Raw genomic sequence first — 13,477 nt, 5'->3', positions numbered from 1 at the left:
TAAAATCTACGAATTTTCCTATCATCAATTATGCTAACGCTGAAAAGTGACTTAAACTAGCAGAAGTCTCCCACCTATAAAGGTGAGAGACTTCAATTAAAAGGCTAGTAATTTTTTCGGATTCATATATTTTCCGTTTTCTAGTACTTCAAAATGCAAGTTAACGCCAGCTGCTTGGTTCCACTCATTGTCAGTCGCTTTTCCAAGTAATTGACCTTGTGTTACCTCATCGCCTTCCTTGACAGCAATGTCTTTTACAGAGCTATAATGTGTTTCCTTACCATCTGCATGCTCAATAACAATTTTATTGCCTGTAAATGCGTCAAGTTTAACTTGTTTTACCTTACCACTTAGAGCAGCAAGTACTTCAAATTCTTCACCATTCATAGAAAGAGTAATACCGGAAGATGTCGTAAATGTTTGATTAAATACCATTAGTGCTTTTTCACGCGACTCTGCATTAGCTTCTACTTCATAAAACTCTTGTGAAACTTGCATTTTACTAAGATTCGCTTCCTTGAACGGGTACTTCATTGTTTCTGTTTTTGCATTTGTTTCAACTACAGGACCTGAATCTACTTCAGCTACGTTTGGTGACGGAGCTTCTTCTACTTTGGATACAAGACTATTGTAACCAAGTAGCAAACCTGCTAGCATTAGAGCACCACCAGCGTAAACTGCTGGCCAAAACCATGGTTTCTTCTGTAATTGAACTTTTTCATCTTGATTTTGAGAAGTTTTACTATTTTTATCCTCTCTCATTTTCATCACCTCTAGTGGCAGTGTGAACAACTAGAAGTTATTTTAAACATGCATCTATCTTTTTTATTTCAATATCTTGATAATAATAGTGTAAAATTTCGTCAGCAGTTTTCCCATCGCTAGCCATAGCCTCTGCTCCATATTGACTCATTCCTACCCCATGCCCGTATCCTTTCGTACTTACTTGCACTTTTCCAGCGGCAGAATTATAGGCAATTTTAAAATCCGTTGATGGTATTTCTAAAAGTGTTCGCACTTCTCGTCCTGACCACACATTCTTACCTAACTGCATGCGCTCAACACGTCCTGAATCATTTACAAATAACTGTACACGGTTGAAGTCACTTACCTGCCATTTCACAGGCCACAGTACATTCCATTCAGTTAATGTCCATTCTTTCATCGCTGAAAACTTTGGGGATGATAAATCCGAATTACTCGTAACACTTTGTAAATAAGGGACATCATTGCCACTAAAATCGTAGGCACTTTCTGTTTTTCCATTGCTCGTAGAATGAAACATTGCCGTAATTAATTCATTATTATATTGAAGAACTTGTCCTTTCGTTTCATTAATAGCCTCGACAATTTTCTTTTCATTCCCCGGGAAATTGCTAGTCCAATTCTCTTTTCTTTGCTCCTTATTGTAAAAAACTTGTCTAGCAACAGTAGGAGCGATAGCTATTTTACCGTAATTTGTCGATTTCAACGCGTAAGTCCGTGCTGCAATAGCTTGTGCCTTTAAAGCTTCTTTTTTAAATGAAACAGGCATTTCGGCAGCTACCACACCAGTTACGTAAGTTTCTAAAGGGATTTTCTCCTGTTGTCCCTCCACTTCTATGAATATTTCACAAGCTTGCTCTGTTGTTGCAGGCGAATCCTTAACCTTAAGTCTCTCACCAAATGCCACAGGGAGCATATATAATGCTCCAATCAAACAAATTATGCCTATACTCATTATCCATTTTTTCATAAGGAATAATATGCTGAAACTCTTCAAAATATGTGACCATTGGTGAAGGGAACTTCAATATAGGATGGTAAACAGACTGAGGGCTGTATATGTAAAGGATGCTGAAAAGAAGCGTATTTCCGCCATATAAGAGGATGTTAATTCCTATTTATTAGAGTTTTTAAAACGTATGCCATGCTATTAGTTGATTGGAGTGGAGGCTGAGCGACTCCTTGGGGATCAGCGATAGAGGAACGAAGGCTAAAAGCATCACATCCTGTGATAACGCCTTCGTGACCAACATCGTGTTGGCCCGAGACCCTGCAGCGCAGCGGATGTTTTCTGTGCGAAAGCGTAGTGTTAACGTAGCGGCAGCACCAAATGTTTTCTGTAGCGAAAGCGAAGCGGCAGCTACAAATGTTTTGACTGTGCGAAAGCGTAGCGACAGCAGCACCAAAAGCAGCTCATCGGACACCCCTAGGAAGCTCTGCTCTGCGCGAAAGCGAAGCGGCAGCTACAAATGTTTTCTGTAGCGAAAGCGAAGCGTCAGCTACAAATGTTTTATCTGTGCGAAAGCGTAGCGTCAGCAACAAAGCGCCCAGCCGGAACGGAAATCAACCTCACGTTATGAAGATAACCAATTATAAAACTCTCCCCAGCATGGATTAAACTAAAAAGAAAAAACCCTCTGCTCGTAAGCAGAGGGTTTATAAATTTATTTACTTTGTTGGTAATTCAACAGTTGTTTTCTCTTTAATGATAACTTCCTCAACTGGTACACGTTCAATTTGCGCGCCAAGTGCAGCCAGCTTGCCATGGAAATCGACATAACCGCGATCTAAATGATGAAGCTTTGTCACTCTAGTCACACCTTCAGATACAAGACCTGCTAAAATTAATGCAGCCGCAGCTCGTAAATCAGTCGCCATTACTTCAGCACCCTGAAGATTTACAGGCCCTTCGATAAACACAGAACGTCCTTCTATTTTAGCACCGGCATTCATGCGACGGAACTCCTCAACATGCATAAAACGATTTTCAAATACCGTTTCCGTAATAATACTCGTACCTTCAGCAGTTAACATTAAGGCCATCATTTGAGATTGCATATCTGTCGGGAAGCCTGGATGTGGCATAGTTTTAATATCAACAGCTTTTAATGTTTTAGGAGCACGTACACGTATTCCTTCATCAAGCTCAGTTATTTCTACACCCATTTCACGCATCTTTGCAATTAATGCTGTCATATGTTCAGGAACAGCATTTTCAATCGTTACATCCCCTTTTGTAATTGCTGCTGCAACCATAAATGTGCCAGCTTCAATACGGTCAGGAATAATATGATGTTCTGTTCCATATAATGTATCGACTCCTTCGATACGAATCGTATTCGTACCTGCACCGATGACACGCCCCCCCATACTATTAATGAAGTTTGCAAGATCAACAATTTCAGGTTCTTTCGCAGCATTTTCAATTACAGTTGTTCCTTGCGCTAAGGCTGCAGCTGTCATAATATTTTCAGTTGCCCCAACGCTAGGGAAGTCCAAATACACATTTGCGCCTTTTAAACGACCTTCCGCCTTCGCCTCTACATATCCATGACCAAAAGAAATTTTTGCTCCCATAGCTTCAAAGCCCTTTAAATGTAACTCAATTGGACGTGAACCGATTGCACAGCCCCCTGGTAAAGCAACACGAGCATAGCCATTTCGAGCAAGTAAGGAACCCATCACTAAAATTGATGCACGCATTTTACTGACAAATTCAAATTGGGCTTCACTAGAAAGTTCTTTTGTTGTATCTATATATACTGTATTATCCTCAGGTATATATGTAACTGCCGCATTTAGACTTTTAAGTACTTCATTTATAGTAAAGACATCTGCTAAGTTAGGGACTTCTTTAATTACATTTTCTCCTTTAGAAGCAAGTAAAGCCGCTGCTAGGATTGGTAACACCGCATTTTTTGCGCCCTCTACGCGCACTTTTCCCTGTAGCTTTTGGCCGCCAGTCACTATTATTTTTTCCACCCTATGTCCCTCCGAATTCAATCTATTAATCTATCAAAACTTTATTTTAAAAAGAAGTATAATGTCATAATCAGTAAACAAACAACTCTATAGTACAACTTTTCTTACGCTCGTTCAAGCTTCCAAATCACTATTTTACGTCATTTATTGATATTTTGCTATTTATTTATTGTACGCATGATTTTTTTTTTTGTGAATGACCAATAACACGGAAGAAAGGCGTTAATTTCTAATATCTACCCAAGTATTTGTGAACAAAAACCAAATCTAATGGATTTATATCAATTATTTCGAAGAATAATTGCGTCCGAATTCATCTCATCACCTTAAGAGATGGGAGACTTCTGTACCTGTCGCTACGACTGCTTTCGGTACAAAAAACATCTGTAGCTGGTGTTTCACTTTCGCTACGAAAACACTTGACGGAAAAATTTAACTAATTTTTACATATTTCAAAGGACCACATAAATTATATTATAAAGCCCTGTGAAACATGTAAATTTAATTACTAACGTATAGATAGTAATAAGGGGCTATTAAAATAAATATGGCAGCTTCCCTGACCAATTTGAAATTTGCAGAAAGAAATTAGAAACGGCTGATCCTATCGCAATACTCAATAAAATATAAATTAATTGGATTTGAAAAACATTATTCTTCTTAAAGATTTTTTCTAGCATAAACGCTTGTAGCGCATAAAAAGTTATAGCGATAAAAAATATATGCGATAAAATCCCTATTAAAGCTTCCTGTCCTATTGCCTCATATATTTCCATGTTGGTTCCTCCAAATTAATTCCTCTAGCGTTACTCTCAAACGGTAGCACAATGTTAAAAAACGGACAGATGTTGAATCTGCCCGTTAAAATTTGAATTAGATATTACCCTCATGAACGTTGATACGATTCAACGCACGTTTTAATGCTAGGTCAGCACGTTTGAAATCAATGTTATCTTGTTTACCTTGAAGACGACCTTCAGCACGTTTAACGGCTTCTTTAGCACGTTTAACATCAATGCTTTCAGCAATTTCAGCAGATGGCGCTAAAATTGAGATTTTTTCAGGGCGAACTTCAATGAAACCACCGCTTAAAGCAATAAGTTCAGTAGAACCGTCTTCTTTTTTAAGCTTCACTGCACCAATTGCAAGTGGAGCAACCATAGGAATATGGCCTGCAAGAACACCGATTTCACCTGAAGTTGTTTTAGCGATTACCATTGATACTTCAGAATCGTATACTGGGCCGTCGGGAGTGACAATATTGACTAGAACTGTCTTCATATTTTTTCCTCCTCGTCCCTAGTATTAAACCTCTACGCCCATGCTTTTCGCTTTTTCAACTACTTCATCAATAGAACCAACTAGACGGAAAGCATCTTCTGGTAGGTGATCCCATTTGCCATCAAGGATTTCCTTGAATGAGCGAACAGTTTCTTTAACAGGTACATAAGAACCTTTTTGACCAGTAAATTGTTCCGCAACGTGGAAGTTTTGAGATAAGAAGAATTGAATACGACGAGCACGTTCTACTGTTTGTTTATCTTCATCAGATAATTCATCCATACCTAAGATAGCAATGATATCTTGTAATTCACGGTAACGTTGGATTGTACGTTGTACGCCAGTAGCGATTGCGTAGTGCTCAGCGCCTACGATTTCTGGTGATAAAGCACGAGAAGTCGAAGCTAATGGGTCAACCGCAGGGTAGATACCCATTTCTGATAATTTACGCTCAAGGTTAGTAGTTGCATCTAAGTGGGCGAAAGTTGTAGCTGGAGCCGGGTCAGTATAGTCATCGGCTGGTACATAGATCGCTTGAATAGAAGTTACAGAACCTTTGTTAGTAGATGTGATACGTTCTTGTAATTTACCCATTTCAGTTGCAAGTGTTGGTTGGTAACCTACCGCAGAAGGCATACGACCTAATAGGGCAGAAACCTCAGAACCTGCTTGTGTGAAACGGAAGATATTGTCGATGAATAAAAGTACGTCAGCACCTTGCTCATCACGGAAGTATTCTGCCATTGTAAGACCAGTTAAAGCTACACGCATACGTGCACCTGGTGGCTCGTTCATTTGACCGAATACCATCGCTGTTTGCTTGATAACGCCTGAATCGCTCATCTCGAAGAATAAGTCGTTCCCTTCACGAGTACGCTCACCTACACCAGCGAATACAGAGATACCTGAGTGCTCTTGTGCGATGTTATTGATTAATTCTTGGATTAATACTGTTTTACCTACACCGGCACCACCGAATAGACCGATTTTACCACCTTTGATATATGGTGCTAATAAGTCTACTACTTTGATACCTGTTTCAAGAATTTCAACTGTAGTTGAAAGTTCATCGAAAGATGGTGCTTCGCGGTGAATTGAATCACGACGAACGTCAGCTGGAATCTCTTCACCTAAGTCGATTACTTCTCCTAGTACGTTGAATACACGACCTAGAGTAACTTCACCAACTGGTACTGAGATAGCTTTTCCTGAGTCTGTTACTTCTGCTCCACGTTGTAAGCCATCAGTAGATGACATTGCAATTGTACGAACAGAATCATCACCTAAATGAAGAGCAACTTCTAAAGCAAGAATTGTTGGTTCTTCATTAGGACGTTCAATCTTAACTGTTAATGAGTTATAGATTGCTGGTAATTGGCCATTGTTAAATTTTACGTCAACAACTGGACCCATTACTTGAATAACATGTCCTTTATTCATTACTGTGTACCCTCCTATCGTATTCTTATACGACATTGGGAAGCTGGGCCTATTCTAAGGCTGCAGCTCCACCAACGATTTCTGTAATTTCTTGTGTAATTGCTGCTTGACGTGCACGGTTATATTGCAATGAAAGATCTGAAATAAGATCAGATGCATTATCAGTTGCATTTTTCATAGCAGTCATACGAGAAGCATGTTCACTTGCTTTCCCATCTAATAATGCGCCATAAACTAAGCTTTCCGCGTATTGTGGAAGTAATACTTCTAGAATTGCTTCACCAGATGGTTCAAATTCGTAAGAAGCATTACTGCTAGCAGGTGCAAGATCTGTTAATGGAAGAAGTTTTTTCTCTGTCACTTCGTTAGCAATTGCGCTGACAAAGTGATTGTAGTACATATAAAGTTCATCATACGTACCATCAGTGAACATACCAACAGCTTTACGAGCGATTTCTTTAATATCAGCAAATGATGGTTGGTCCGGAAGACCGACAACATCGCTGATGACATTATGATCACGTTTCACAAAGTAGTCACGAACAACACGACCTACCGCTAAAATAACGTATTCGTCTTTTGATTTATGACGCTCGTCAATTGTACGTTGTACTTGACGTAGGATACTTGAGTTGTAAGCACCTGCAAGACCACGGTCAGAACCAATGACTAAGTAAGCTGTTTTCTTAACAGGACGAGCAGTTAACATTGGATGTCCACTGTCTTTTGTTCCTGAAGCGATCGCGCCTACTACGTCCTGAATTTTTTCCATGTAAGGAACGTACGCTTTAGCGTTTTGCTCTGCACGACGTAACTTTGAAGAAGAAACCATCTGCATCGCTTTCGTAATTTGTTTCGTACTCTTTGTAGAATTAATACGACCTTTAATTTCGCGTAAGTTTACCACTGGTATTTCACCACCTTTTGTTTTTTAATCAAGTGACTAGCTCGAACTTATTCTGATTTAGCGAAAGTTTTTTTGAAAGCATTTAGTGCTTCTACATAATCCGCATCAGGAGCAAGCTCTTTTGTAGTACGAACGTGATCTAAAACGTTTGTGTGGTTTGTATCTAACCAGCTTAAGAATTCACCTTCAAAGCGAACGATATCTTGTACTGGAATATCATCTAAGTGACCTTTAGTTAATGCATAAAGGATGGCAACTTGTTTTTCAACTTTAAGTGGTTTGTTTAGGTCTTGTTTAAGAACTTCAACCGTACGTTTACCACGCTCAAGTTTAGCAAGTGTGATTTTATCTAAATCAGAACCGAATTGAGCAAATGATTCAAGTTCACGGAATGCAGCTAAGTCAAGACGTAGTGTACCCGCAACTTTTTTCATCGCTTTAATTTGAGCAGATCCACCTACACGTGATACAGAAAGACCGGCGTTGATCGCTGGACGTACACCTGAGTTGAATAAGTCAGATTGTAAGAAAATTTGTCCATCAGTAATTGAGATTACGTTAGTTGGGATGTATGCAGAGATATCCCCAGCTTGTGTCTCAACGAATGGAAGAGCTGTAATAGAACCATTTTGATATGTTTCATTTAACTTCGCAGCACGTTCAAGTAAGCGGCTGTGTAAGTAGAAAACATCACCAGGGTATGCTTCACGACCTGGAGGACGGCGTAGAAGAAGTGAAAGTTCACGGTAAGCTGATGCTTGTTTAGAAAGATCATCATACACGATTAATACGTGCTTACCTTGTAACATGAATTCTTCTGCCATAGAAACACCAGCAAATGGTGCTAAGTATAGTAATGGAGCTGGTTGAGATGCAGCAGCAGTTACAACGATTGTATAATCTAATGCACCGTGCTTACGTAACGTTTCAACTACACCACGTACAGTTGATTCTTTTTGACCGATAGCAACGTAGATACAAATCATATTTTCGCCATCTTGGTTTAAGATTGTATCGATTGCTACAGATGTTTTACCTACTTGACGGTCACCGATGATTAACTCACGTTGACCACGACCGATTGGTACTAAAGCGTCAATCGCTTTGATACCAGTTTGTAGTGGTTCGTGTACTGATTTACGAGCCATTACACCGAAAGCTGGACTTTCGATTGGACGAGATTTTGTTGTGTTGATTGGACCTTGTCCATCCACTGGTTGACCAAGTGGGTTTACAACACGGCCAATTAGTTCTTCACCAACTGGTACTTCCATGATACGACCTGTACGACGAACTTCATCGCCTTCTTTGATGTCAGCATATGGACCTAAGATTACGATACCAACGTTACCTTCTTCTAGGTTTTGAGCCATACCCATAACACCGTTAGAGAACTCTAGAAGTTCTCCAGCCATGGCGTTGTCGAGGCCATGAGCAAGAGCGATACCGTCACCAATACGGATAACTGTACCAACTTCACTTACTTTAAGTTCAGATTCATAATTCTCAATCTGTTGTTTAATCAGACTGCTGATTTCTTCAGCCTTGATGCCCATGTATGTCACCTCTCACATTTCTAAATTATTAACCGATTAATTCACGTTTTAGGCGCTCAAGCTTGTTCGCTACTGAGCTATCATAAATATGATTACCGATTTGAACACGAATACCACCAAGAAGTGATGGATCAATTTCGTTTGTAATGTTTAATGTTTGTTTCCCTACAAGTTTCGCAAATGTTGTAGAAATATTAGCGCTTTCTTCAGCAGAAAGTGCACGAGTAGAGAATACTGTTGCATCTGCAGAACCTTGTGCCTGTGCAGCAAGCTCAGCATATGCGTTCGCAATAAGCTTCACTTCGTTTACACGTTTTTTCTCAACAAGTAGTTGAACTGTGTGTAAAACCTCTGGCGTTGCACTTGCAAAGATTTCAGCTACCATTTGTTTCTTACGTTCGATAGAGAACTTAGGAGCATTTAAAAGTGTTAAAAAATCAGGAGATTCTTTGACAACCTTTGTTAGCTCATTTAAGTCTGCTCCAACTTCAGCAAGAATGTTTTTTTGTTGCGCTAATTCAAAAAGCGCTTGTGCGTAACGTTTTGCTACAGTTGAATTACTCATCGAGCTTCCCCTGCCTTCGCAATCGTCTCTTCAATTAGAGCACGGTTGTCTGCCTCAGAAATCTCTTTGCTAAGGACTTTAGATGCTGCAAGTACAGATAATGAAACGACTTCATCACGTACAGCCGCAATAGCTTTTTCTTTTTCAGACTCAATTTCACGTAAAGCCGATTCTTTTAAGCGGTTTGCTTCATTGCGAGCTGCAGTAAGAATTTCTTCTTTTTGCATTTCGCCTTGCTTCTTAGCGCCTTCAACAATCGATTGTGCTTCCGTACGAGCTTCTTTAAGAAGGCTCTTTTGTTCTTCTAAATATTGATGCGAATCTTTGCGCGCTTTTTCAGCTGCTTCGATTTCACTAGCTACTAATTCTTCACGTTGTTGCATGATGCCCATAAGTGGACCCCAAGCGAACTTTTTAAGTAATAGCATTAGTAATAAGAAGATAACTAATGTTGCGGCGATATCACCACTATTGAAACCAGGACTAGCATTGCCTAGTACAAGATTATCTAAAAACACGATTGTTTCACTCCCTTCAAGAGCTTTAACTTCAACATAATAATTTAATTACTTGAAAAACTACCTATTTTAAAAAGCTATATTTACACATAGCTTTTATCCGTTACAAAATGAAGGGCGAAGTTTCATCTGGAGATTTCTGCTTCGCCACTAGAATTCAGTGTACAACTGAATTATTGTTTGTTCATTACGATGAATGCGATTACTACTGCGATGATTGGTAGGGCTTCAACTAATGCTACCCCGATGAACATTGTAGTTTGAAGAACGCCACGAGCTTCTGGTTGACGAGCGATACCTTCTACTGTTTTTGAAACGATAAGACCGTTACCGATACCTGCGCCAAGTGCACCTAGACCGATTGCGATTGCTGCTGCTAATAAACCCATTTGAAAATTTCCTCCTTGGAATTGTTTGTTTTTTTTGTTTAAGCATAAGATATATGCTTTATATTAATGGTCATCGCTCACTTTATGAGCCATGTAAACCATTGTTAACATTGTGAAGATAAAGGCTTGGATAAAGCCGATGAAAATAGAGAAACCTTGCCACGCCATCATTGGAACAATTGCTCCGATGAATCCGATTGGACCCGTAACAGCTAAACTTGCGATTAAGCCAAGTAAAATCTCACCTGCATAAATGTTACCGTAAAGACGAAGACCTAATGTTAATGTGTTCGCAAACTCTTCAACAATTTTTAGCGGGAACATGAATGACATTGGTTTGAAGAATGTACCAACATAATGGCCTGTCCCCTTCATTTTAATACCATAGAAATGTGTTAAGGCTAAAATCATTGCTGCAAGAGTCATTGTAACAGTTGGGTCAGCTGTAGGAGATTTCCACCAAAGTTCGCCGTTATAGGCGATAGAGAACGGAAGACCTAATAAGTTTGATACCGCGATAAACATAATTAGCGTGATACCCAAAATATGGAATCGTCCACCAGTTTTCCAGTCCATATTGCTTTTGATGATGCCCTTTACGAAATCCATAATCCATTCCATAAAGTTTTGCATACCTGTAGGTTTTAACTTTAGGCTTCTAGTTGAGATAAATGCGATTAAGAAAACGACTAGAGCCGCAACTAGTAACATCATTACAGTTGAAAGGTTGAATGTTAGTTTAAAAAGACCAAAATCAACCACTTGCAATGGAGCTTCATGATTCATTGTTATTTTTCACCTCTCTTTCTAATTTAAAGCACATTAGCGGTTCCTTACACGTGACACAATTCTCTCGACAAAGAGAAAAACGTACGGAATCATTAGCCCTATGACCGTGCTAATTAAGTGAAAATAGTTTGGCAACGAAATGGCTAGAGCGACTGCCGCTACACCTGATCCAAAGCGAAACATTGTACCAAGCGAGCCTATTTTCTTCCCTTCACTAATGGATCGATCAAACTTCTCCATACGGCGAACTAAAATCCAAAAATTATACGTACCAAAGAATGCACCGATTGCGATGCCCGCAAAAAACGTCTGATAGGGCGTAAATCCCCAGCCTAATGCACAGAGTGCGAGCAAAAAAAATAACGCTCTCTTCTGCACAGCAAAAATGTGATGCAAATCTAGCATTGGTTTATAATCTCCTGAATCAATTTTTCGAGTAAAGAAACGTTTGCTGACCACTATGTGAAATCAGAAAAGAGCAGTGAAAAACACTACTCACAGCGGAATAGTAACGGGAGAGCGTCATTTTGAAATTACAGGTGTAAATCCCAAAAAATATCTTACACCCCGAAACGCACAAAACGTTGCAAATCGACAGTTTTTGGTTTGAACTGTCAATTTAGTAGAAACTTGATGTAACAAGTGTTTCAACCTCTATTTACGATTTGAAACCCTTATCATTATTACCCTTTGTAAGCATACAATAGGAGATATTTGAAGTCAATTAGTAAAGGAGAAAAACTTCACAGCCACTATACTCTTGTCAAATTGTTGACAAATTTGTGTATGAAAATTCATAGCTTCAAAATCAATGTTCACGTTTGTGCAAAAAAAAGCTAATCTACGACACAATTATGCTCGCAAATTAGCTCACCTATCACAATTGGTACATTAGACTTATTTTTTGATTTCAAAAAGGGATATTACTTGCTTTTTTGTAAAAATTCCAGAAGCGCCTTCACAATACGTTCAGAAGCATGTCCATCACCATAAGGATTTGATGCTTTTGCCATTACTTCGTAGGCATTTTTATCTTCTATTAATTGCTTAGCTAGAGAGTAGATTGTTTCTTCTTCCGTGCCTGCTAGCTTTAGAGTCCCTGCTGCAATACCTTCTGGACGCTCTGTTGTATCTCTAAGTACTAAAACTGGTTTACCTAATGAAGGGGCTTCTTCTTGGACGCCACCAGAATCAGTTAAAATCATATAAGAATTAGCCGCAAAGTTATGGAAATCGAAGACCTCAAGAGGTTCAATTAAATGTACACGCGGATGATCTCCTAAAATTTCATTAGCTATTTCTCTTACAGCTGGGTTCATATGAACTGGGTAAACAACTTGTACATCCTCATGCTCTGCTAAAATTCTAGTAATCGCTCTAAACATATGACGCATAGGCTCACCTAGATTTTCACGACGATGTGCTGTCAATAGAATCATACGATCTGACCCTATTTTTTCTAACACAGGGTGTGTGTAATGTTCATTTACTGTTGTAGCTAATGCGTCGATAGCAGTGTTACCAGTAACAAAAATTGTTTCTGGGTTTTTATTTTCATCTAAAAGGTTTTTCTTAGATACTTCCGTTGGTGCGAAATGAAGGTCAGCCATAACACCTGTTAACTGGCGGTTCATTTCCTCTGGGTATGGTGAATACTTATTCCAAGTTCGAAGACCTGCTTCTACATGTCCGATTGCAATTTGGTTATAAAATGCAGCTAGACTTGCAATGAAAGTTGTTGCTGTATCACCATGCACTAAAACAATATCCGGTTTTGCTTCTTTCATGACTTTGTCTAAGCCTTGTAATGCATTAGTCGTCACGTCAATTAATGTTTGACGATCCTTCATAATATTTAAATCGTAGTCTGGTGTAATTTTAAATGTTTCTAAAACTTGATCGAGCATTTGGCGATGTTGTGCTGTTACCGTCACAATCGATTCTATTTGCTCAGGATACTTTTGTAATTCCAATACAAGTGGAGCCATTTTAATAGCCTCTGGTCTCGTACCGAAAATCGTCATTACTTTCCATTTTTTCGTCAAAACGATTTGCACCGTCCTTTGTTTTATTTGTATGAAAAGTGCTTACCCCCATTGATCGTCATCATATGAAGCAGTGTCGGACTTCAAGAGAAGTAATTCGCCTAACATACTATGAAACGTCCTTCAATATTGAAGGACGCTCCCAAAAGTTATAAGTTTCCTAAAAATTACATACTAAATCTATTTTTCATTGGTTTATCATATAACGTGAGGTGAACCTTGTTATTACCGTTGAAAACT

Annotated in this window: 14 protein-coding genes; all 14 read right to left on the bottom strand. The window is 39.1% G+C overall.

Annotation, left to right across the window (positions count from 1 at the left end):
- Positions 1–96 precede the first annotated feature (96 nt).
- Entirely contained in the window at positions 97–762 is a 666-nt protein-coding gene (locus ACIPKN_RS11225) for a M23 family metallopeptidase (RefSeq protein ID WP_142509177.1), read from the bottom strand.
- Positions 763–799: 37 nt separating this feature from the next.
- Entirely contained in the window at positions 800–1,735 is a 936-nt protein-coding gene (gene spoIID / locus ACIPKN_RS11220; protein ID WP_400936018.1) for a stage II sporulation protein D, read from the bottom strand.
- 698 nt (positions 1,736–2,433) lie between these two features.
- Complete coding sequence (gene murA / locus ACIPKN_RS11215; RefSeq protein WP_142509179.1) at positions 2,434–3,747, bottom strand: UDP-N-acetylglucosamine 1-carboxyvinyltransferase; 1,314 nt, start codon at positions 3,745–3,747, stop codon at positions 2,434–2,436.
- A 536-nt stretch (positions 3,748–4,283) separates the two neighbouring features.
- The gene (locus tag ACIPKN_RS11210; protein WP_400936016.1) at positions 4,284–4,523 is read right to left on the bottom strand and encodes a DUF1146 family protein; all 240 of its coding nucleotides are present in this window, start codon (positions 4,521–4,523) and stop codon (positions 4,284–4,286) included.
- A 97-nt stretch (positions 4,524–4,620) separates the two neighbouring features.
- Positions 4,621–5,028: a F0F1 ATP synthase subunit epsilon gene (locus tag ACIPKN_RS11205; protein ID WP_323648674.1), complete on the bottom strand. Its 408-nt coding sequence runs from the start codon at positions 5,026–5,028 to the stop codon at positions 4,621–4,623.
- 24 nt (positions 5,029–5,052) lie between these two features.
- Entirely contained in the window at positions 5,053–6,468 is a 1,416-nt protein-coding gene (gene atpD, locus ACIPKN_RS11200; RefSeq protein ID WP_079559414.1) for a F0F1 ATP synthase subunit beta, read from the bottom strand.
- Positions 6,469–6,517: 49 nt separating this feature from the next.
- Positions 6,518–7,375, bottom strand: a complete 858-nt coding sequence (gene atpG, locus ACIPKN_RS11195; RefSeq protein WP_142509182.1) for an ATP synthase F1 subunit gamma — start codon at positions 7,373–7,375, stop codon at positions 6,518–6,520.
- Positions 7,376–7,422: 47 nt separating this feature from the next.
- Entirely contained in the window at positions 7,423–8,931 is a 1,509-nt protein-coding gene (gene atpA / locus ACIPKN_RS11190) for a F0F1 ATP synthase subunit alpha (protein WP_142509183.1), read from the bottom strand.
- 28 nt (positions 8,932–8,959) lie between these two features.
- Positions 8,960–9,496: a F0F1 ATP synthase subunit delta gene (locus ACIPKN_RS11185; protein WP_142509184.1), complete on the bottom strand. Its 537-nt coding sequence runs from the start codon at positions 9,494–9,496 to the stop codon at positions 8,960–8,962.
- A complete protein-coding gene (gene atpF, locus ACIPKN_RS11180) occupies positions 9,493–10,014 on the bottom strand; it encodes a F0F1 ATP synthase subunit B (protein WP_132360364.1) in 522 nt (173 codons plus the stop codon). The genes ACIPKN_RS11185 and atpF overlap by 4 nt, the downstream gene beginning before the upstream one ends.
- Positions 10,015–10,187: 173 nt before the next feature.
- A complete protein-coding gene (gene atpE, locus ACIPKN_RS11175) occupies positions 10,188–10,403 on the bottom strand; it encodes a F0F1 ATP synthase subunit C (RefSeq protein WP_400936011.1) in 216 nt (71 codons plus the stop codon).
- A gap of 63 nt (positions 10,404–10,466) precedes the next feature.
- Positions 10,467–11,189, bottom strand: a complete 723-nt coding sequence (gene atpB / locus ACIPKN_RS11170) for a F0F1 ATP synthase subunit A (protein WP_142509185.1) — start codon at positions 11,187–11,189, stop codon at positions 10,467–10,469.
- Positions 11,190–11,225: 36 nt separating this feature from the next.
- Complete coding sequence (locus ACIPKN_RS11165; protein WP_400936009.1) at positions 11,226–11,597, bottom strand: ATP synthase subunit I; 372 nt, start codon at positions 11,595–11,597, stop codon at positions 11,226–11,228.
- A 518-nt stretch (positions 11,598–12,115) separates the two neighbouring features.
- A complete protein-coding gene (gene wecB, locus ACIPKN_RS11160; RefSeq protein ID WP_142509187.1) occupies positions 12,116–13,237 on the bottom strand; it encodes a non-hydrolyzing UDP-N-acetylglucosamine 2-epimerase in 1,122 nt (373 codons plus the stop codon).
- Between the last annotated feature and the right edge of the window lie 240 nt (positions 13,238–13,477).

Source organism: Lysinibacillus sp. NPDC086135 (assembly GCF_044746345.1).
In the GTDB taxonomy this organism is placed as follows: Bacteria; Bacillota; Bacilli; order Bacillales_A; family Planococcaceae; genus Lysinibacillus.
The sequence above is the reverse complement of the archived record's forward strand: the minus strand, read 5'-3'. Positions and strand labels throughout refer to the sequence as shown.

Coding starts and splice junctions, on each gene's coding strand:
- ACIPKN_RS11165 (WP_400936009.1), bottom strand. CDS start 11,597: ATGCTAGATTTGCATCACATTTTTGCTGTGCAGAAGAGAGCGTTATTT.
- ACIPKN_RS11225 (WP_142509177.1), bottom strand. CDS start 762: ATGAGAGAGGATAAAAATAGTAAAACTTCTCAAAATCAAGATGAAAAA.
- atpA (WP_142509183.1), bottom strand. CDS start 8,931: ATGGGCATCAAGGCTGAAGAAATCAGCAGTCTGATTAAACAACAGATT.
- ACIPKN_RS11185 (WP_142509184.1), bottom strand. CDS start 9,496: ATGAGTAATTCAACTGTAGCAAAACGTTACGCACAAGCGCTTTTTGAA.
- atpE (WP_400936011.1), bottom strand. CDS start 10,403: ATGGGTTTATTAGCAGCAGCAATCGCAATCGGTCTAGGTGCACTTGGC.
- atpB (WP_142509185.1), bottom strand. CDS start 11,189: ATGAATCATGAAGCTCCATTGCAAGTGGTTGATTTTGGTCTTTTTAAA.
- spoIID (WP_400936018.1), bottom strand. CDS start 1,735: ATGAAAAAATGGATAATGAGTATAGGCATAATTTGTTTGATTGGAGCA.
- atpD (WP_079559414.1), bottom strand. CDS start 6,468: ATGAATAAAGGACATGTTATTCAAGTAATGGGTCCAGTTGTTGACGTA.
- ACIPKN_RS11205 (WP_323648674.1), bottom strand. CDS start 5,028: ATGAAGACAGTTCTAGTCAATATTGTCACTCCCGACGGCCCAGTATAC.
- ACIPKN_RS11210 (WP_400936016.1), bottom strand. CDS start 4,523: ATGGAAATATATGAGGCAATAGGACAGGAAGCTTTAATAGGGATTTTA.